Below are 19,989 nucleotides of genomic sequence, written 5' to 3'. Positions count from 1 at the left end.
TTCACCACGGTCCGCGTCCACTCGCCGCCAGCCCGGACACTAACGGCCCATCGAGCTCACACTTCGACACACACACACACGCCCGCGGTCTCTGTGAGAGACGGCGGGTGGGCCCGTAGCTCAGTGGGAGAGTGCCTCCCTTGCAAGGAGGATGCCCTGGGTTCGAATCCCAGCGGGTCCATGTCAGCCCCATCTCCCGATTGGAGACTCCGACCGCGCGACTGCGGTGGGAGCGAAACGCGGCCCTTAAATGGTCGACTCCGAAACGGGAGATGACGGCGCGACGACCGATGCACTACTCCGGGAGACCGCGGGTAGGAAGGGTCCGACGGACACGCTCGTGGAAGCCACGAGGTGATTCGATGACGACCGTGTATACGTGCGATCCAGACGCCCACTGAACTCAGTTTGTGAGTTCGTGGACGTATAGTATACTGGCTACTGTGCCAGCTGGTGAATGGCTCGGCTCGAGAGCCGATGACGGACGTGCCAAGCTGCGAAAAGCCCAAGGGAGCCGCATGGAGGCGAAGAACTTGGGATCTCCGAATAGGAATCCTTCTACAATTGCTTCGCGCAATAGGGAACTCCCCGAATTGAAACATCTCAGTAGGGGACGGAAGAGAACGCAATAGCGATGTCGTTAGTAACCGCGAGTGACCGCGACACAGTCCAAACCGAAGCCCTCACGGGCAATGTGGTGTGTGGGCTGACTTTCAGCGTCCGACCGCTCGTCTGAAGTCTCCTGGAACGGAGCGTGAGACAGGGTGACAACCCCGTAAGACGAGACAGTACGACGTGCGTCAGTACCCGAGTAGCAGGGATCGGATATTCTCTGTGAAGGACCCAGGCATCCCCTGGGAAGACTAAACACTCCTCGAGACCGATAGCGAACAAGTAGCGTGAGCGAACGCTGAAAAGCACCCCGAGAAGGGCGGTGCAATAGGGCCTGAAATCAGTTGGCGAAAGAGCGACAGGGCGTAGAAGGCTCTTCGAGTAACGAGAGACGCGCGAGCGTCCAGTAGGAATCGAAGAGAGCCGGCGTCGTGTCGTGCGTTTTGAAAAACGACCCAGGGAGTGTACCTAGATGGCGAGTCTAACCCGAGAATCGGGGAAGGCGCAGGGAAACCGATATGGCCGCAGCATTGCGAGGGCCACCGTGTGCAAGCGCGGGGAGTCATCGGGGTACGACCCGAAACCAGGCGATCTATACGCGAGCAGGGTGAAGCGTGGCGAAAGCCACGTGGAGGCCCGTTAGGGGTGGTGTCCTACAATACCCTCCCGTGATTCGCGTATAGGGGTGAAAGGCCCATCGAGCCTGGCAACAGCTGGTTCCGACCGAAACATGTCGAAGCATGACCTTCGGCGAGGTAGTATGCGGGGTAGAGCGACCGATTGGATGACCCGCCTCCGAGAGGAGTCGGCCATCCTGTCGAACTCCGAACCTGCATACGCTGTCGACCCGAGGAGTCCGGTGTGCGGGGTAAGCCTGTGCACCGTGAGGGGAACAACCCAGAGCAAGGTTAAGGTCCCAAAGTGTAGACTAAGTGCGATTGGAAGGTGGTCTCAAGCCCTAAACAGCCGGGAGGTGAGCTTAGAAGCAGCTACCCGCTAAGAAAAGCGTAACAGCTTACCGGCCGAGGTTTGAGGCGCCCAAAATGATCGGGGCTCAAGTCTACCACCGAGACCCTGCCGCGCCCGTCACAGGGCGACCGCGTAGGTCGGCGTCCCGTTCGGATGGAAGCTCGGGTGAGAACTCGCGTGGACCGTTCGGGAACGACAATCCTGGTCACAGTAGCAGCGATAGTCGGGTGAGAACCTCGACGGCCTGATGAGTACGGTTTCCTCGGCACTGTCAATCAGCCGAGGGTTAGCCGGTCCTAAGTCCCCCCGTAAGTCGACGGGGACAACGGGAAACTGGTTAATATTCCAGTGCCATCACGCAGTAAAAGTCGACACCGCGGAAAACACCAAGCCGGGCATTCGCCCGGTCGAATCGGAGAAGCTCGTGGACGCCGTCACGGCAGGAAGCGAGCGAAGCCCGAGACAGCGCAAGTTGGTGGTATCCGGGGTCCGTGAAAAGACGAGCGTGATGTCCGTACCAAGATCCGACACAGGTACTCTGGCAGCGAAAGCCACGGCCTGTCGGGAGAACCGACGTTAGGGAATTCGGCAAGTTAGTCCCGTACCTTCGGAAGAAGGGATGCCTGCTTTGGAGAAAGCAGGTCGCAGTGACTCGGGCGCTCCGACTGTCTAGTAACAACACAGGTGACCGCAAATCCGCAAGGACTCGTACGGTCACTGAATCCTGCCCAGTGCGGGTATCTGAACACCTCGTACAAGAGGACGAAGGACCCGTCAACGGCGGGGGTAACTATGACCCTCTTAAGGTAGCGTAGTACCTTGCCGCTTCAGTAGCGGCTTGCATGAATGGATAAACGAGAGCGCCACTGTCCCAACGTTGGACCCGGTGAACTGTACGTTCCAGTGCGGAGTCTGGAGACCCCCAAGGGGAAGCGAAGACCCTATAGAGCTTTACTGCAGGCTGTCGCTGAGACGTGGTCGCTACTGTGCAGCATAGGTAGGAGCCATTACACAGGTACCCGCGCTAGCGGGCCACCGAGGCATCATTGAAATACTACCCGGTAGTGACTGCGACTCTCACTCCTGGCGGAGGACACCGGTAGCCGGGCAGTTTGACTGGGGCGGTACGCGCTCGAAAAGATATCGAGCGCGCCCAAAGATCTCCTCACCCGGGTCGGGAACCCGGAGAAGAGCGCAAGAGCACACGGAGGTCTGACAGTGTCATTCCCAACGAGTGACGCTGACGCGAAAGCGTGGTCTAGCGAACCTACGAGGCTCCGGAATGGGGCCCGTAGATGACAGAAAAGCTACCTTAGGGATAACAGAGTCGTCACCCGCAAGAGCACATATCGACCGGGTGGCTTGCTACCTCGATGTCGGTTCCCTCCATCCTGCCCGTGCAGAAGCGGGCAAGGGTGAGGTTGTTCGCCTATTAAAGGAGGTCGTGAGCTGGGTTTAGACCGTCGTGAGACAGGTCGGCTGCTATCTATTGGGGGTGTTATGGTACCTGACGTGAACGGTCGTATAGTACGAGAGGAACTACGACCGGTCGCCACTGGTGTACCGGTTGTCCGAGAGGGCAGATGCCGGGTAGCCACGCGACACGGGGTAAGAGCTGAACGCATCTAAGCTCGAAACCCACATGGAAACGAGGTACCGTTGAGGTCCCTCCTAGAAGAGGAGGTAGATAGACTCGGGGTGTGCGCACCAAGGCAACGAGGTGTTAAGCCCACGAGCACTAACGGACCGAGCCACAGTCATATGGTCCACCTCACAGACTGAGTTCAGGCGGAAGCTGGATCGCACGTATACACGGTCGGAGTCTCGCACGCGCTCTCGCGAGCGCGTGCGGGATCGGACACGAGACCGACACAGGTGTCACACGAGTTGCTCGTGTGGGACGGTTCGAGTCCGTTCGTCGGCATGAAGGCGGCCAGAGCGGCAGGGACACACCCGTACCCATTCCGAACACGGAAGTTAAGTCTGCCAGCGTATCAGCGAGTACTGGAGTGGGAGACCCTCTGGGAGAGTTGGTTCGCCGCCTGACCACTCATACTTTCACTCATTCAGTCATTCAGTCAGTCACTCATTTACTCATTCAGTCATTCAGTCAGTCACTCATTTACTCATTCAGTCATTCAGTCAGTCACTCATTTACTCATTCAGTCATTCAGTCAGTCACTCATTCAGTCAGTCAGTAAGCAGTTCGAAGAGCGGGAGGGCCATGACGTTCACAAGTCGAAGACGATCACACCGACCCGGAAGGGGCCCGCCACGAGGGTAGCTCCGTGGTTGGTGTCGCTCACGTCCTACGCGTTGAAGCGTGTCTCGACGACGACGATGGCGCTTCCACGACCCCGAGCCGTACCGTCGACCGCTAGGCTTAAGCGACGGACGTTGCTAGAAACTGCTGCGCCAAGGTGGCAGAGTTCGGTCAGACGCAGCGGCCTGCAGAGCCGCCCAACGCCGGTTCAAATCCGGCCCTTGGCTTCCTCTGTTTCGATCGCCGAAAACGCATGGTTGATGTGACCAGGATCCGTACCTGGCCCCGATCACACGGCGAGCGACGTCCCGCCGCTCGCACACGAGAACCGATGGCATCCACCCCACAATCCGAACTCCCCTCGAACCTGACGCTTCACGTCGGCGACGAGGAGGCGCTGTTGGAGCGTGCGGGCTCGACGTCCGACATGGAGCTCGTGGTTGCGCCCGTTGAGCTGCATAGACGAAACCTCCAGCGGCGGCTTCGCGAATCGCGGACTCCGAAGGACGGCTTCGAGTTCGTCGGTCCGACGGGGATCGCCGAGCGGGTCCTGGAGGCCGACGATCGGCCGAATGTGGCCCTCGATCGCATCGATCGGCTCACGATGATTCGATCGGTACTGCGGGACGGTGATCCGTCCGTCGCGGCTCCGGCCGTGCCCTCGGACCCGCAGGCACTCGAGCAACTCCGAACCGAGGTGGAAAGCGTCACCGGCTTTCATCCGGCTCGCATCGATCGGCTCCGCGAGATCGCCGATGGGTTGGACGCCCCCATCGACGCCGATGCGGGAGAGATCACGACGGCGGCGGTCGGGCTCGAACGGACGCTTCGTCGCCGGGCCGAGAAGGCGGTCTCGGAGGTCGAGCTTCTCCGCGGTGCGACACGGGGTCTAACGGCGGCCGACGGAGATCCGTGGTGGGCGGCGTTTCCCGACGTCGAGCGCGTCTCGCTCGTCGGAGTGAGCGGCCTTCCGATCGCGCACGTCGATCTGTTGACCGCGATCGCCCGAACGACATCGGTCTCGATCGACGTCCACTTTCGACGCGGTACCGGGGCGTACCTCGAGGACCGCTTCCCGGCGCTTCTGGAGGTCGCCGACCCCGGATCGGTGGTGTTCGATCCGTGACGACGGGGGACCCCACGCGGCCGTCCCCGTCGATCCTCGATCCCGACGTCCCCGTCGCGGAGCTTGTGGCCCCGACCCGGCGGGCCGAGGCGCGCGCCGCCATGGCGCTCGTGGCCGGACTGCGGGACGCCGGCGTGGCGGTGCGCGACCTCGCCGTCGTCGCCCGCGATCTCGACGATTACGAGGAACCGCTTTACCGCGCCGCCGTCCAATGCGGGATCGCGCCCGTCTTCTGGACGCAGCTTCGCGTGACGCGGACGCGTCCGTTCGCGCTGATCGAGTCGGTCTGTGGAGCACTCGACGCCCGCGAACTCGACGCCGAAACCCTCTCGCGTCCGCTGGAACACCGGTGGTGTCCCCCCGGCGCGTCCGGATCCGAGTGGCCGATCGATCCGGCCGAGGTCCAGCGGATGGCGGATGCGCTTCCCGACGGGTCGCGACCGCCGTCAGGGTGGCGGGCGGCGATCCGGTCCACCCCGTGCATCGACGATCGCTCGCTCGCGTATCTCGAGTGGCTCGAGGAGCAGCCGGCTCCGTCTCCGAAGGCAGTCACGTCGGTTCTGGGCGACGTTCTCGAGGCCTACGAGCGCCTCGGGCTCCCGGTAACGAAGGCGCGTGACTCGCCGGCGCTTCTCGAGACGGAACGCGACGCGCGCGGCGTCGTGCGCGTTCGGACGCTCGTTCGACAGCTTCGACACAAGTACGACGACCGGCTCGCGGACGGGACCGTAGAGCGTTCCTGGGGGGACGTCGCGGAGCTGGCCGGACTCATCGCCACACAGCGCCCCGGCCGCCGGGAACACTCGAACGCCCGCGCCGTCGACGTTCTCGAGGCCAACGACGTCTGGCAGCTCGACGTTCCGTACGTGATCGCGGTCGGGCTCGTCGACGGGGAGTGGCCGCGGAAGACCGAAAGCGCCCTGCCGCCCGAACTGTGCGAGGAAATCCTCGCGGGCACGGGGCGCTCGCGCGGACTCGCTCCGCGGCCCGCCTGGACCGACGGTCGCGACCGCGACCAGCTCGACGACGTGATTCGCGCCGCCGGGAACGGGCTGGTGGTCACCCGTCACGCGGAGACGACCGACGGCGAGGAACGCCGCCGATCGTATCTGCTCGAACGCCTCGACCCGGAGCGCATCCCCGACGACGAGCGACGACGCCTCGTCGCCCCTGATCGCGAACTCCCGCGGGCAGTCCACGGGATGCGTCCGGGCGGGAACGGAGGGGCGGCGCCCGATGAGTGAGGAGCCGCTCCGCCTCGAGAACGCCCAGCGAGCGATCAGGGACGCCTACTTCGCCCACGACTCGGGGCTTTTCACCCTCGATTGCGTGCCCGGATCGGGCAAGTCCACCGTCTGTTATCACCTCGCCGCCGAGGACCTCCTCCGGCGGTACCTCGCCGGGGATCGAACGCCCGAGCGGCACGTCGCCGTCGTCTCCTTCTCCCGCGGGGAGGCGGCGAGCATCGTTCCGGAGGTGTGTGACCGGCTCCGCGCGATCGTCGAACACGACCTGGTACCGGCAGCGGACCGCGTCTCGGACGCCGAGCTGGAGCGGCTGATCGCGCGGATCCGCCGGGCGCCGTACGCGGGCACGATCGACGGCGTCCTCCGCGAGGTGTTCTCGTCGATCGCGGACGACATCGGCTTCGACGGGATGCCCGCGGTCGGAAACGCGGCCCGGATGAAACGGATTCACGCGACGTGTTACGAGACGATTCGCGCGGATCCGGAGATCGAGTCGCGGCTGTGTGACCTGGAGGACGCCTATCCCTCCGAGCGGTACGCCGACGGCGTTCGCGAGATGCTCGAGTCGGCGGTCTCACACTGCCGGGACCGGCGTCTCTCGACCGCCGAGTTCCGACGGGAACTCGAACGGACGGCGGCGAGCGTGTATCCCGACGGTCCGCCGGAGTCGTTCGCCGACGTCGTGGACGCGGTGGGACACCACGTCGGCACCCTCGCCGGGGAGCGGCGCCGTGGCGGGACCCCGGAGGCCGACCGTGACCGCGACGATCCCGGAACGGACGACCGGTTCGACGACGTTGATGGGGAAACCCGTCACCGTCTCGTCGAGGCGGACGCGCGACTGCACGCGGCGTGGCGCGCCCGCCTCGACGACTTCGGGACCGTTCTGGAGGCGTACCGTGCGGCCTATCGGGACGCCGTCCGCGAGCGGGGCGTCGTCTCGCATACGGACGTCGCCTACCTCGTCGACGCCTACTTCGACGGCCGGATCGATGACGTTGGCATCGACGTCGACGTCGACGTCGACGACGCCGATCGAATCCGGATCCGGCGACGCTACCGGACCCGGATCCGGAGTCTGATCGTCGACGAGGCACAGGACGTCTCCGCGATCCAACACGCCGCGCTCTCGCGTCTCGTCACATCCGACGCGCGCGTGTTCGTCTCGGGCGATACCCTCCAGAGCATCTACGGCTGGCGGCACGCGGACCCGTCGCTCTTCCGGTCGGCGATAGCGGACGGAGCGTACCTCGGAATCGACTGGGACGTCCACGAGCATCGAACCGCGACCACGACCTATCGCTGTCGTCCGGACGTGGCCGCCGCGATCGACGCGATCGCCGAGCCGGCGCTCACGGACCCGGCACGCGGTGACGTGGGCGACATGGCGGTCGCCTATCCTGGACTCGATCCCGACCGGGACTCGACCGACGGGAACAACGTCCACGTCGCGGCCTTCGAGCCGATGGGGGCGGACTCCGATTCCCACGCGTGGATCGACCCGGTGGAGGGTCGCGGCGAGGCGGCGGCGCTCGCCACGTTCGTCTCGAAGGGGCTCGCGGACGGCACGTTCCTCGACGACGCCGGCGATCCGCTCGATATCGTCGTCCTGTTTCGGTGGTCCACGTGGATGGACGCGTACGCGGACGCGTTCGCCGAGGCGGGACTTCGCGTGCGCAACGCGAGCGAGCCGCTTTTCGCGTGCCCGCTCGTCGAGGCGGTCCTCGACGTCTGCGCGTGGCTCGTCGCTCCGGCCAGCCCGGATCGAACGATCGACCTGTTCGTCGACTCCCCGCTTGGGCTCGAGGAACTCGAGTCGGCGATCCGAAACGCGGACGGGGAGATCGGTGCCGTTCGCGCCGGGTGTGCGCCCACGAGCGCGCAAAAACACGTCCTCGACGCGCTCTCGACGCTCCGGGATCGTCGGGACCGAACCCGCTCGCGTCCGGCGACGACCTACGTCGAGGACGTCATCGCGGAGCTTGCGTTGCGGGCCGACCCGCACGGACTGTTTCCCGAGGTGGATCCCGAACGACGCGTCGGGAACCTCGACGCGCTCGTCGACACGCTCTCCGAGTGGGAGGCCGAAGAGCGGCTTCCGCCGCGCGAACTCGCGACGCTTGCGGCCCCCTTCCGTGAGAACCCCTCGTTCGGCCCGAACCAGCCGAGTACGGCCGGAACCGACCCCGACGTCGAGTTTCGCACGATCCACGACGTGAAGGGAGACGAGGCCGACGTCGTCGTCCTCGCGAACCCGGGCTTCGACGTGTGGAAACACGGCGTCCAGTCGACCCGTCTTCTCACACGTGGGCGTTTCGCCGGGCTCGCACCGCCGACGAACGTCGACGTCCCCCGGAACGTTTCGCTTCCGCCGTTCGCGAACGGGCTCTACGATCCGGCGGACACGCGCGACCCCGACGTCGGGCTCCGGTGGATGACCGCCCGCTGGCGCGACGACGTCCTCGAGTCGGGGTCCTCGACCGCGCTCGTCGGGCCCGACCGTCTCCGACGGGCCGCTGCTCGCGAGCGGGCCGAAGCGTGGCGGTTGCTGTACGTGGCACTCACGCGCGCCCGCGAACATCTCGTTCTTCCGCTCCCACGGTCACTTCCGGGCGGGGAGCGCCCGCGGGATCGGTGGCTCGATGCGCTCCGGGAGGGACTCGCGTTTTCGGGCGAGGAGACGGACGGCTACTCCGCCGGCGGAGCGGACGGCTCCCCCGCCGGTCCCTTCGAGGTCGGCGTCAACGACGTCGATCTCCTCGCGACGCGCGACGCCCCGCGGACGTCCCGCACGCCGGACGTGGCGGTCACGCCGCCCCGCCGCGGGGGGCTTCCCGCCTGGCTCCCGCGGTTCGTGAATCCGAGCACCGTGTACCCGCTCACCGAGGATCCCGACGGGTTCGTCCTCGATCACCTCCTCGGACGGGCGCTACACACGGCGACCAACGACGTGGATGCCGACCTCCCGCTGCGGTTCGACCGGCTTGGCCCCGACGACGTGGGCACGTGTCTCCACGAGGTGCTCACCGGGATCGCCGAGCGATTCCCCGCTGGCGACGCCGTTCGCGACTCCACGCCGGAGATTCGCCGGCTTTTCGAGGAGACGCTTCGCGAGCACTCGCCCCGGACCGACGACCGGGAACGCGAGGAGCTGTTCGAGTTCTTCCGCGAGGCGATCCTCGAGGACTTCCTCGCCTCCGAGCTGTGGGCGCGGATCGAACGCGGCGATCTCGTCGCGATCGAACGATCCGTCGACGGGCTCGTCGTCGTCGACGACGTCGAGTTCGAGATCCACGGCACGGCCGACTTCGTTCTCGAGTCGCCCGCCGGCGAGCGCTCCGTGGTCGACGCCAAGATCGCCTTGGCCGAGCCGACCCCGGAGACCCGGCGGCGCTACGAGCTACAGGTGGCGTCCTACGCCTACCTCTTCGAACGGCACGCCCCGTCCAGGTCGGCTCCCGTCTCGGGAACCGTCGAGACGTTCGGCGTCGAGCGCGAAACCGTCACGTCGGAGTGGCCGCCGGCCGTCGTCGAGCGCCGGTTGGCCTCGCTGCTCGATGGGTGAGCCTTCAGGTCCCTCCGAGGAGTCGATACCGGGGCGCACTCGAGGAGTCGACATCGGGACACGTCGGCGCCGTCGGCGGCTCGGTTCGTGGACGGAAAGTAACGGTTATACGGACGGTGACCCATGCTCGAACCATGCAACGACGCGCTGTAACCGTGTACGTCGCGCTCCTTCTCGTCGTCGGCGCGGCGGCCGGTGGACTCGTGGCGACCGCCGACTCCCCGGAGGTCTCGTTCGAGGATCCCGCATACGAGGGCGGTGCGGGCGGCTCCTTCGATCACGCGGGACAGACCTACACCGTCGCCGACGTGACCGAGAACGTCGAGGAGGGCGGCCACGGGAGCGAGACGGTGACGCTGTCCGGGACGCTCGAGTGGAACGAGACCGTCACCGAGTCGGCCGAGTGGGCCAATAACTCCACCGTGACCTACGAGGAGGACGAGTGGCGGGTCGTCATCGAGGGCGAGGACCCGAGCGCGTTCACCCTCCAGGAGGTGCTCGACCGCCAGGCCATCCTCGAGAACGACTCCGCCGCCGACAACCAGACGTACATGCGAAACGGGGAGGAACACGTCGCCGTCACCGACGAGGACGGCGAGACCACGCTCGTTCCCGCCGACGAGTACTTCCCGGAGCCCGAGGAACGCCGCATCGACGAGGGCGAGACGATCACCTACGACGGCCACGACGCGGCCGTCGCGAACGTGAGCGCGAGCGCGGCGGTCCTCGAGTGGGAGACGACCCAGACGATGTCCGCCGAGTTGACCCCGCAGGGACAGGTGACCCTGGGCAACACGACCTTCGTCGCGATCTTCCCCGACAGCTCGACGGTCGTGCTCTCGAGCAATCTCGAGTCCTACGAGGCTCAACAGGCGGAGATCGGACAGTTCGAACAGCGGATGTCCGGCCTGACGCGTATCGGGTGGACCATCGGCGCGACGGTCCTCATGTTGATCGCGTTCGCGTTCGTTCCCTCGCGGTACTGATCCCGATCGCCACCCTCGATCGTCGAGGGCGGTCGCCGGGCCTTAGTTGTCGACTCGCGATCGTCGGGGCCCGACCATCCGGATCGACGCCCCTCGATTCCACTTTTCGCTTCCGCCTTCGCTCCCTTCTCACCGCAACAGCGCCAGCACCGCCGTGACGAGGAGGCCGACCACGACCGCGATCCCGGTCACGAGCGCTCCGATCCGCGGGAACGCCATCCACAGCGCGATGAAAAACGAGAACGCGAACCCGATCAGGATCACGAGGAACACGCCGCGAGAGGGGTTCTGTACCGCCGCGACGAACACCCGCTGTGGCAGACTGAGATCGTCGAGTCGCAGATCGGGATCGCCGGTCTCTCCCCCGACATCGTTCCCGCCGCCTCCCTCGTCCACCTCGCTTCCGTCGCGGTCGGCACGCTCGGTCTCCATTACGTCCCCGATAGACGCCACGGTCCCCTATCGCTTTCGACCGGTCGGCCTCACAGCGCGCCGGCGAGGTATCCCCCGAGGAGGAACGCGCCGACGGCCGCGGCGAGCGTCCCGACCGCGTAGCCGGCCGCCTCGAGAGGGCGTTCTTCCGCCCGCGTGACGGTCTCGAGCGCGAACGACGAGAACGTCGTGAACGACCCGCATAGGCCGACGCCGAGGACCAACGCGGCGGAATCCCCCACGGCGGCCGACAGGGTCACGCCGAGAATCAGACTGCCGCTCACGTTGACGACGAACACCGTCCGACGCGTGAACCGACCGACGACGTAGCGAGCCGCGGCGCCGATCGCGCCCCCGGCCGCGACGAGCGCCACGCTCGCGACGTCGACGCTCATCGGGACCTCCCGCCCACCGCGAGTCCGGCGACGGCCGCGAGGAACCCACCGACGTAGCTGGCCACGACGTATCCGGTCGCGACCGCTGGGTCGGTCGAGACGGCATCGGCGACGAACGTGCTGTAGGTGGTAAACGAGGAGAGCACGCCGGTGCCGGCGAACAGCATGAGCCGTCCCTCGAGGACTCGAGCCGTGATGACCGCGAGCGCGAACGCGCCGACGACGTTCACGGCGAACGTGCCCGCGACCGGCCCGACGAGCAGCTCGACGCCGTACCGCGCGCCGGCGCCGATCGCGCCGCCCGCGGCGACCACGACCATCTCGAGTCCGCGGTCGATCGACGACCGGGCGAACGATGTTCCCGTCATACCTCGACGTCTTGGCCCGTTCGGTTATCCATTACGACGGCGCGCCGCCCTCGCCCGGTTCGCCTCGATGCCGCTCGCGGTCGGACTGTCACCGCCGTGGGGCGTCCGCCGCTCGCGGACCCGGACGACGTGTGCGCTCTCGGTCCGGTCGTCGACGACGAGGGCCTCGCCCGTTCCGCTCGGCAGGACCCGGCCCAGGTCCTCCCCGAGATAGGCCGGCTGTGCGTCCCGGAGCGCGTCGACGTCCCGCTCCGCGGTCAGGCGGTGGGCGATCACGAGATCCGCCTGCGAGACGGCCACGTCGGGGAGCGCGCTCGGACGCTGGGTCGCACACACGAGGCTCACACCGGGCGTCCGACCGCGGGTGAAAAGCGTTCGAAACGCCGGTTCCCCGATCCCCTCGAGGAAGGCGTGCGCCTCGTCGACGAGCAGCCAGGGGAGCGGACCCGTTCCCCTCTCGATCCGGTAGTCGTAGAGACCCCGAGCGATCACGTGTCCGACGGCCGCCATGGCCGCCGGGGTCAACGATCGACAGTCGATCACCGTCGCTTCGGCTCCCGTCAGCTCGCCCATGGTCGGCGCCGCCGGATCGAAGATGCCCCACGCGTCCGCGAGCCGAAGGTGGTTCGAGGCCGCCCGCTTGACCGGGTCTGGAGCGTCGGCCGTCTCTATTTCCGCCAGAATCCCCGCGATCGAGGTCGGGTCGTCCTCGGAAGCGGTAGCGAGCGCTCCACAGCCGTTTTGCCGCCTTTCGACGGTTCGCCACAGGAGGCTTCCGGCGGCCCCGGTCGGATCGAGCCCGAGGAGTTCCGGCCAGACGTCGGGGGACAGCGTCGCGGGGTCGATCCGGGCGTCGATCACGCGGCCACCGGGCAGTTCTCCCAGCCCGGCGAAGACCCCCATCGGATCGAGGACGATCGGGGAGACGCCCTCGACGCGGGCGAGCTCCTCCGCGATCACCCCGAGCGTGTATGACTTCCCGGTTCCACGCTTTCCGACTAATACCCCCGCGTGCGGGTTCTCGGCGTCGATCGCGACCGGCGCGCCGGTGCTCCCGTCCCGCGCGAGGAACGCACCGACATCCAGAATGGCTCCGCCGGCGGTTCCCTCCCGCCCGAGCACGTGTGCGGCCCCTCCTGCTTTCGGTCTCCGTCCCGACCCCGGTTTCGGCTCCGAGTCTGGCCCCGGTTCCGGATCCACCCCCGGCTTCGGATCTGCACCCGGCTTCGGATCCCGTTCGCCGCCCGCGGCTCGATTGCGGTCGTCCACCTGCATCGAGGGGACTGGTCCCCCCTCCCACAAGAACTTTCGTCCGTACGTTTATGACCGATTCCGGGTCCATGGGCCGTATGATCGAAGACGGCATCGCCGTGCTATCCGCCGAGTTTCGCCGCGACGAACGCGCCATCGAGGGGCTCCCGATCCGGCTCGTCATCGCCCTCGTCGTCGGCGTCGCGAGCTTGAGCGTCATGATGAGCATGGTGAACGGCATCCAGGGACTCGCGGTCGTGGAGCTGGACGTCCAGCCGGAGCCGGAGGTGATCACGCCGGGAAGCCAGGACCTCGAGTTGACCGTCGTCGATCCGGACGGAACGCCCGTCGCCGACGCCACGGTCGTCGTCCGCGGGGAGACGGCGCGGATCGACGGGGTCGAGACGGCACGGACGGACGGCTCCGGAGTGGCCACGGTCACGGTCGAGCCCGAACTCGGTCCCAACCAGGTCGACGGGACGCTCTCGATCGACGTCAAACCTCCCGCGGGAAGCGAGTACACCGACGATCGGGAGAACACGGAGATCCTCGTCGTCGCGGAGTGATGGGGAGGAGGACGGGGACGAGGGCGGGGACACGGGGACGAGGACGGGGACACGGGGACGAGGACGGGGACACGGGGACGAGGACGGGGACACGGGGACGAGGACGGGGACACGGGGACGAGGACGGGGACACGGGGACGGTGATCGACGAGAACCGGATAGGTGACCCCCGTCGTCAGTGACGACTCCGGCGACAGGGTGCCACCGGGACGAGATCGGTCAACGCTGGTCCTCCCAGTCGACCCACTCCTGCTCCCAGCCCTGTTTCGCGAAGTACCCCCGCTTCGAGAACTCGGCGTCCTCGCGTCGGGTTCGGTTTCGTTCGATCCCGCCCCGCTCGCCCGCGACGAGCAGCGGCCGAAGCTGGACCGGTCCGGCCTCCTCGAGGATCTGTAGTCCGTCCGTTCCGGGCGTTCCCGTTCGTTCGATCCCTCGCGTCCGGTCATCCGGTCCGGTCGGCTCCGGGGATCGGTCCGCATCCGGGGATCGGTCCACCCCGTCGGTTCGACGCGGTCGAACGGCGACGAGGGTTTGAGCGCCGGTTCCCCGAGGAAAGACGAGCCGGCCGTCCTCGGCCAGCTGTGCGAGCAGCCTTCTGGGAGGCCGTACCGCCGCCGCCTCGAGCAGGACCCGGTCGAAGGGGGCGTACTCCGGAAGCCCCTCGCTTCCGTCCCGCCGATCGACGAGAACCGGATCGTAGTTCGCGCTCGCGAGGTTCGATCGGGCGAGCGCGACCAGTTCGCGATCGACGTCGATCGCGTGAACGCGTCTGGCCCCCACGATCTCCGCGAGGATCGCCGCGGTGTAGCCGACCCCGGCGCCGACCACGAGCGTCTCGTCGCCCTCCTCGGGGGCGAGCGCGGAGACCATTCGGGCGACGGTCGCGGGCGAGAGCGCCCTGGTCCCGTGTACCTCGGTCGGCCGGTTCGCGTACGGCGCGTCGGGGACGAACGCCTCACGGGGGACGCGCTGGAGCGCGTCGAGGAGACCCTCCGAGAGCGGGCGATCGAGGCGGTGCTCGAGGCTCTCGATCATGTCCGCCCGAAGCGCCGTCTCGTCCATACGCCGGATCGGCGCTCGGTCGTAATGAACCGCACGCTCGGTGGCGGGGGACGTCTCCCCGGACGACCTCCTCCATCGGTCTCTTCCGGCTCTCGGTCCCGATCTTCACGAGTCGCTATCGACCATCGGCACGAACCGCACGCCGCCGTGGGACTCGCGATCCGTACCTTCGGGCGTGACCGTCAGCCGAACCAGCTCCTGGTGGGCGCGTCCGCCGATCGGCGCGACGATGTGGCCCCCCTCGCGGGTCTGCTCGACGATGGCGTCCGGAACCCCATCCTCGGCCGCACAGGTCAGGTAGGCGGCATCGTAGGGGGCGTGTTCGGGCCACCCCTCGTGGCCGTCGCCGACGAGGACGTCCACGATCCCTCCGTAGCCGAGGCGCTCCAGGCGATCGCGTGCGGCCTCGGCCAGGTGGGCGACGTATTCGACCCCGTAGACCGCGCCGCTCTCCCCGACGAGCTCCGCGGTGACGGCGGCGTGGTAGCCGCAGCCGGTGCCGATCTCGAGGACGCGATCGCCGGCCTCGAGATCGAGCAGGTCGACCATGATCGCCACCATGTGCGGCGCGCTTATCGTCTGGCCGTCGCCGATCGGGAGGGGTCGGTCGGCGTAGGCGCGTTCGGGCGTCGCGTCGGGAACGAATTCGTGACGCGGCACCGACCGCATCGCCTCGAGCACGCGCTCGCTCGTGTCCCGACGCCGGGACAGCCGCTCGATGAGCCGATCGCGGGCGTCGGATGCGGACATACCACACGCTACGGACCGTTCCGACCTGAATGCTGCGGCCGCGTCGTCGGGCTTATCGCGTTCGTGCCCGGCCGCCCGCTAGATCGATCACGCGCTCGTGATCGACGTGGTGGATGCGCCCGCCATCGGATCCTCACCACGCCGACCACGCGCTCGAGGTCTCATCGCGCGCGTAGAGCCGCTTTACGTCCTTTGCGAACGCGGTGTCGCCGTCGTGATCGAGCTTGTCGAACCGGTATTCCGGCGCGTTCTCGCGGATCTGGATCCCCTCGATCGTGAACTCCTCCTCGCCGAACGTCTCCGTTTCCGCCACCTCGAACTCGTGATCGCCGGGGACGTTCACCGTGAGCGCGCGCGTGTGCTCGCGATCGCCGTCGGCGGGGTGAAGCGTCACCTTCACCGAGACGTTGTCGACCGCCCGAGTCCACAGCGTCTCCACGTCCGCGACGTCGGCCTCCTCGACCCGGCGTTCCTCGCCGACCTCGATCCCGGTCACCCGCGCCTGCAACAGCGCGTCGGGCGTGTCCACGACGAACTCGCCGCCGATCTCCGCGTAGGTGTCGGCCGGAACCGTCATCGTCGTCGAGAAGGACTCGCCGTCCTGGGAGACGACGATGTCGAGATCGACCGTTTCGGGCTCGGGGATCTCGGTTTTGTGCGTGTGTCCGCACTCGGTGCATCTGACCGTCGCGGTCCCGCCGGGCTTGAGCACCTCGTGGACCGTCGGCTCCGCGGTCGAACAGGAGGGACAGACGAGTCCGACCCGCTCGCGTTGATCGCTCATTGCCCGCCGATAGCCGTCCTGGCGGTAAAAGTCCGCGTTTGTCGATCGGGTCGTGGGAGGGGCTGGCGTGGGCCGGAGACCGGTCACGCCGACGGCAGATCCATGGCCTCGCCGTCGACGTACACCGTCGGATCGCGAATGATCCCGTCGAGGTGCAACGGGGCCTCGACGTCGCCGCCGATGCTCGCGTCGTCGCCGATCGCGACGTGGACCGTCCCGGCGGCCTTCTCGTCGAGCAGCACGGACCCGACGAGCTGCTCGACGCCGACGTTGGTGCCGATCCCGAGTTCCGCGAGGTTGTAGGCGTCGCGGCCGACCGACTCGGCGCCCGCCTCGACCTGGTCGCGGATCGCCGGATCCGAGATGGACGTGACGTACCCGTCCTCGACCTCGAAGACCAGCCGCTCGTCGGGGTCGAGCAGGCCGTGTGGCCGCATCGTCCCGTCGACGACGTAGGTCCCGCTCGCGGTCACGGGCGAGACGAACACCTCGCCCGCAGGGAGGTTCGAGAACGCTCCCGGCTCCCGAACGATGCCCGTGTCGGTCTGCCACTCGCGGCCGCCGGGTTCGACGGTCAGGTCGGTTCCGGCCGCCGTGGTGATCCGGATCGTCTCCGCGCCCGCGACCCGCTCGTGGACGGCCGCACACGCCTCCGCGATCGCCTCGTAGTCCGCGTCGAGGCCGGTGGTGAACACCGACTCCGTGATCCCCGGAAGCGTCGCTCCCCGGGCGCCCTTCTCGCAGGCCGCGCCGCGGGCGCGGGTGTGGCTCAGGCTCTTCGTGGTCGGCGCGAGGAACACGTCAGCGGCGCTCATCGCCGCCGCGACCGGCGCCGGCGGCTCCGCGCCGTGTTGGTCGCCCGGCGGGTATCGCAGGATCGAGACGTCCTCCGTGCGCTCGCCGGCGGCGGCATAAAGCGCCTCGCCGATCGTTCGGCGCTCGTCGTCGGTGATCACCACGACCGATTCGTCCGCCTCGATCCCCAGACACTGGCCGACGGCGGTCCGCGCCGCCGCCTCCAGCTCCTCGGGAGTCACCGCGTCGGGTTCGTCGGAGTCCATGCCGGGCATTTTGTCGGCGTCCCGTTAGGCGTTGCCATACGGCTCGATCGCACGGCGATGGTTCGGACAGATAGAGTATATATACTGAATTTCGAACGGTGTTCCATCCCGTATTCCGAGATTTCAACCGATCTATTACTCGTTTCGTAGTTATCGTATTCGTTCCACTCTCGGAACTATTATACGGTTCGCGGCCGGACGTCCAGGTACATGATCCGCGTGGGTGTGAACGGATACGGGACGATCGGAAAACGGGTCGCGGACGCGGTCGCGGCCCAGCCCGACATGGCGCTCGTCGGCGTCGCGAAGACGCGCCCGAACTACGAGGCCGAGGCGGCCCTCCGGCGCGGCTACGATCTCCACGCCGCGATCGCAGAGCGCGCCGACGCGTTCGCCGACGCCGGGATCGACCTCGCCGGCGACCTCGACGACCTGATCGAGGCGAGCGACGTCGTGGTCGATTGCTGTCCCGCCGGCATCGGCGAGCGGAACCGCGCGCGGTACGCCGCCCACGACACGCCCGCGATCCTCCAGGGCGGCGAGGCGGCCGACGTCGCGGACGTCTCGTTCAACGCCCGCGCGAACTACGAGGCCGTTCGCGACTCCGACGCCGAGTCCGCTCGCGTCGTCTCGTGTAACACGACCGCGCTCTCGCGTGTTCTCGCCCCCCTCGAGGAGGAATACGGCGTCGAGAAGGCCCGCGTCACCCTGATCCGCCGCGGCGGCGACCCCGCGGAGACCGACCGCGGCCCGATCAACGACGTGGTTCCCGATCCCGTTTCGATTCCCTCCCACCACGGTCCCGACGTGAACACGGTCCTGCCCGGGATCGCCGTCGACACGCTCGCGGTGAAGGCGCCGGTGACCCGGATGCACACCCACGGGCTCAACGTCACGCTCGAGTCGACGCCCGAGGCCGGCGCGGTCCGCGATCTCCTCGAGGCGGAGTCGCGCGTCTTCGTCATCCCGGAGGGTGCGGGCGTCGACGGCGGCGGCGCGCTCAAGGACTACGCGATGGACGCGGGACGCCCGCGGGGCGACCTCTGGGAGAACTGCGTGTGGGGCGAGTCGATCCAGCTCCAGGGGTCGGATCTGTACCTCTTCGAGAACGTCCACCAGGAGGCCGACGTCGTCCCCGAGAACGTGGACGCGATCCGCGCGCTCGCGACGGACGTACCCGCCGTCGAGTCCGTGGCTCGGACCGACGAGTCGCTCGGGGTCGGACTCGAGAGCCTCCTCGCGGAACCGTCGACCGGGACGGGACTCGTCACGGCCGACGACTGAGGTCGATCGCTTTCTCCCCGGAACTCACTCCTCGCGCGGTCGGCCCCGCTCGAGCGCCTCGACGGCCGCCAGGGGCTCGCCGGTGAGCGCCCGGATGTAGGCGCCGCCAGCGATCGACACGTGCGAGAAGTCGTCCTCATCGAGGTCGTACAGCCGGATCGCGCGGGCGGTGTCGCCCCCGCCGACCACCGAAAAGCAGTCCGTCTCCGCCATCGCCTCGAGCACGCCGACCGTCCCGACGGCGAACCGCTCGTCCTCGAAGACGCCGAGCGCGCCCTTCAAGAAGACCGCCTCCGAGTCCGCGATGACCGGCTCGTAGGCCATCACGGTCTCGGTCCCGACGTCGAGGTAGGCGGTCTCCTTTTCGGCTATCGACTCGACGGCGACCTCGCCGCGGTCGCCCTCGGCGTCCTCGTAGGCCAGATCGACCGCCAGGGTGATCCGGTCGCCGTACTCCTCGAGGAGCGATTCGATCGTTCCGTGGTTTCGCTCCCACTGGTCGTCGAAGCGGTCCATCCCCTCGAGGTCGTAGCCGACGGGGTGGCCGGCGGCTCGAAGGAACAGCTCGCCCGCGACGCCGCCGAGGAGGAACCGGTCGACCCGGTCGCCGAGCGCGTCCATCACGTCGATGACGTCGGTCGCCTTCGTCCCGCCGACCACCATCGTCACCCGCCCGTCGAACTCGCGGGTGGCGATCGCGGTGTTCGCCTCGTACTCCGTCTCCATCACCCGACCGGCGTACGCCGGCAGCGCGAGCGGGAACCCGACGAGCGAGGCGTGGCTCCGGTGAGCCGCGGAGTAGGCGTCACAGACGTACGCGTCGAAACGCGGCGCGAGCGTCCGAACGAACTCGGTGTCGGCCTTCGTCTCCGGGTCCTCCTCCGGAAGTTCGCCCTCGCACATCCGGACGTTCTCCAACAGCAGGACCTCGCCCGGCTCGACGTCCTCGATGGCCTCGATGGCCTCCGGGCCGTAGGTGTCGGGAACGAACGCCACCTCCCGCCCGACGTGCTCCGCCAGGATCCGGGCATGACCCGAAAGCGTGGTGAAGTCGTCGTTTCCGGGACGTCCCTGGTGGGCCAGACAGACGACCCGGTGGCCGGCCGCGACCAGCTCGCGGACCGTCTCGGCGTGTCGCGCGAACCGCTCGTTGTCCTGCGGCTCGCCGTCCTCGATCGGCGAGTTGAGATCGAGGCGGACCAGCACGCACGAGTCCGCCGGCAGCGCGTCGATCGTCTCGAACCGTGCCATATCGGAGTCTGGTGACC

The 19,989-nt window shown here is 67.5% G+C and carries 15 protein-coding genes, 2 tRNA genes and 2 rRNA genes; 10 read left to right on the top strand and 9 right to left on the bottom strand.

What is annotated here, in order from left to right:
* Positions 1 to 109: 109 nt before the first annotated feature.
* From ACZ5YD_RS09835 to ACZ5YD_RS09800, 8 genes are all read left to right on the top strand, one after another.
* Positions 110 to 181: transfer RNA gene (locus tag ACZ5YD_RS09835), tRNA-Ala, on the top strand.
* A gap of 248 nt (positions 182 to 429) precedes the next feature.
* Positions 430 to 3,343: ribosomal RNA gene (locus ACZ5YD_RS09830) — 23S ribosomal RNA — on the top strand.
* A 163-nt stretch (positions 3,344 to 3,506) separates the two neighbouring features.
* A 5S ribosomal RNA gene (gene rrf / locus ACZ5YD_RS09825) occupies positions 3,507 to 3,628 on the top strand.
* 367 nt (positions 3,629 to 3,995) lie between these two features.
* Positions 3,996 to 4,071 (top strand) — tRNA-Cys (locus ACZ5YD_RS09820).
* A gap of 104 nt (positions 4,072 to 4,175) precedes the next feature.
* Positions 4,176 to 4,970: a hypothetical protein gene (locus ACZ5YD_RS09815; RefSeq protein WP_379746617.1), complete on the top strand. Its 795-nt coding sequence runs from the start codon at positions 4,176 to 4,178 to the stop codon at positions 4,968 to 4,970.
* The gene (locus ACZ5YD_RS09810; protein WP_379746614.1) at positions 4,967 to 6,214 is read left to right on the top strand and encodes a PD-(D/E)XK nuclease family protein; all 1,248 of its coding nucleotides are present in this window, start codon (positions 4,967 to 4,969) and stop codon (positions 6,212 to 6,214) included. The genes ACZ5YD_RS09815 and ACZ5YD_RS09810 overlap by 4 nt, the downstream gene beginning before the upstream one ends.
* Positions 6,207 to 9,782 (top strand): UvrD-helicase domain-containing protein, encoded by a 3,576-nt coding sequence (locus tag ACZ5YD_RS09805; protein ID WP_379801171.1) that lies wholly within the window; start codon positions 6,207 to 6,209, stop codon positions 9,780 to 9,782. The genes ACZ5YD_RS09810 and ACZ5YD_RS09805 overlap by 8 nt, the downstream gene beginning before the upstream one ends.
* A gap of 134 nt (positions 9,783 to 9,916) precedes the next feature.
* Complete coding sequence (locus ACZ5YD_RS09800; RefSeq protein WP_379743043.1) at positions 9,917 to 10,768, top strand: hypothetical protein; 852 nt, start codon at positions 9,917 to 9,919, stop codon at positions 10,766 to 10,768.
* Between the two features lie 129 nt (positions 10,769 to 10,897).
* Here ACZ5YD_RS09800 and ACZ5YD_RS09795 read toward each other — a convergent pair whose 3' ends face one another.
* From ACZ5YD_RS09795 to ACZ5YD_RS09780, 4 genes are read right to left on the bottom strand one after another with little or no spacing between them, the layout of a single operon-like run.
* Positions 10,898 to 11,200, bottom strand: a complete 303-nt coding sequence (locus ACZ5YD_RS09795) for a hypothetical protein (RefSeq protein ID WP_379743040.1) — start codon at positions 11,198 to 11,200, stop codon at positions 10,898 to 10,900.
* Positions 11,201 to 11,250: 50 nt separating this feature from the next.
* Positions 11,251 to 11,595: a fluoride efflux transporter FluC gene (locus ACZ5YD_RS09790; RefSeq protein ID WP_379743037.1), complete on the bottom strand. Its 345-nt coding sequence runs from the start codon at positions 11,593 to 11,595 to the stop codon at positions 11,251 to 11,253.
* Complete coding sequence (locus tag ACZ5YD_RS09785) at positions 11,592 to 11,963, bottom strand: fluoride efflux transporter FluC (protein ID WP_379743034.1); 372 nt, start codon at positions 11,961 to 11,963, stop codon at positions 11,592 to 11,594. The genes ACZ5YD_RS09790 and ACZ5YD_RS09785 overlap by 4 nt, the downstream gene beginning before the upstream one ends.
* Before the next feature lie 24 nt (positions 11,964 to 11,987).
* The gene (locus ACZ5YD_RS09780; RefSeq protein ID WP_379743031.1) at positions 11,988 to 13,238 is read right to left on the bottom strand and encodes an ATP-binding protein; all 1,251 of its coding nucleotides are present in this window, start codon (positions 13,236 to 13,238) and stop codon (positions 11,988 to 11,990) included.
* A gap of 74 nt (positions 13,239 to 13,312) precedes the next feature.
* Here ACZ5YD_RS09780 and ACZ5YD_RS09775 point away from each other — a divergent pair, with 74 nt between their 5' ends.
* Positions 13,313 to 13,780: a DUF7382 domain-containing protein gene (locus ACZ5YD_RS09775; protein WP_379743028.1), complete on the top strand. Its 468-nt coding sequence runs from the start codon at positions 13,313 to 13,315 to the stop codon at positions 13,778 to 13,780.
* Positions 13,781 to 13,999: 219 nt separating this feature from the next.
* Here ACZ5YD_RS09775 and ACZ5YD_RS09770 read toward each other — a convergent pair whose 3' ends face one another.
* From ACZ5YD_RS09770 to ACZ5YD_RS09755, 4 genes are all read right to left on the bottom strand, one after another.
* Entirely contained in the window at positions 14,000 to 14,842 is an 843-nt protein-coding gene (locus tag ACZ5YD_RS09770; RefSeq protein WP_379743025.1) for a protein-L-isoaspartate O-methyltransferase family protein, read from the bottom strand.
* 105 nt (positions 14,843 to 14,947) lie between these two features.
* Positions 14,948 to 15,592 (bottom strand): protein-L-isoaspartate O-methyltransferase, encoded by a 645-nt coding sequence (gene pcm / locus ACZ5YD_RS09765; RefSeq protein ID WP_379743022.1) that lies wholly within the window; start codon positions 15,590 to 15,592, stop codon positions 14,948 to 14,950.
* Positions 15,593 to 15,725: 133 nt separating this feature from the next.
* Positions 15,726 to 16,376, bottom strand: a complete 651-nt coding sequence (locus ACZ5YD_RS09760) for an HVO_0476 family zinc finger protein (protein ID WP_379743020.1) — start codon at positions 16,374 to 16,376, stop codon at positions 15,726 to 15,728.
* Positions 16,377 to 16,459: 83 nt separating this feature from the next.
* Positions 16,460 to 17,437: an aminopeptidase gene (locus tag ACZ5YD_RS09755; protein ID WP_379743017.1), complete on the bottom strand. Its 978-nt coding sequence runs from the start codon at positions 17,435 to 17,437 to the stop codon at positions 16,460 to 16,462.
* Between the two features lie 210 nt (positions 17,438 to 17,647).
* Between ACZ5YD_RS09755 and ACZ5YD_RS09750 the strand changes: the two genes are divergently transcribed.
* Positions 17,648 to 18,721 (top strand): type II glyceraldehyde-3-phosphate dehydrogenase, encoded by a 1,074-nt coding sequence (locus ACZ5YD_RS09750; protein ID WP_379743014.1) that lies wholly within the window; start codon positions 17,648 to 17,650, stop codon positions 18,719 to 18,721.
* A 24-nt stretch (positions 18,722 to 18,745) separates the two neighbouring features.
* Here ACZ5YD_RS09750 and ACZ5YD_RS09745 read toward each other — a convergent pair whose 3' ends face one another.
* On the bottom strand, positions 18,746 to 19,972 hold the full coding sequence (locus ACZ5YD_RS09745) for a phosphoglycerate kinase (protein ID WP_379743011.1): 1,227 nt from the start codon (positions 19,970 to 19,972) through the stop codon (positions 18,746 to 18,748).
* Positions 19,973 to 19,989 lie beyond the last annotated feature (17 nt).

This window comes from Halopenitus salinus, from assembly GCF_055397165.1.
This window is presented reverse-complemented; position numbering and strand designations above follow the sequence as displayed.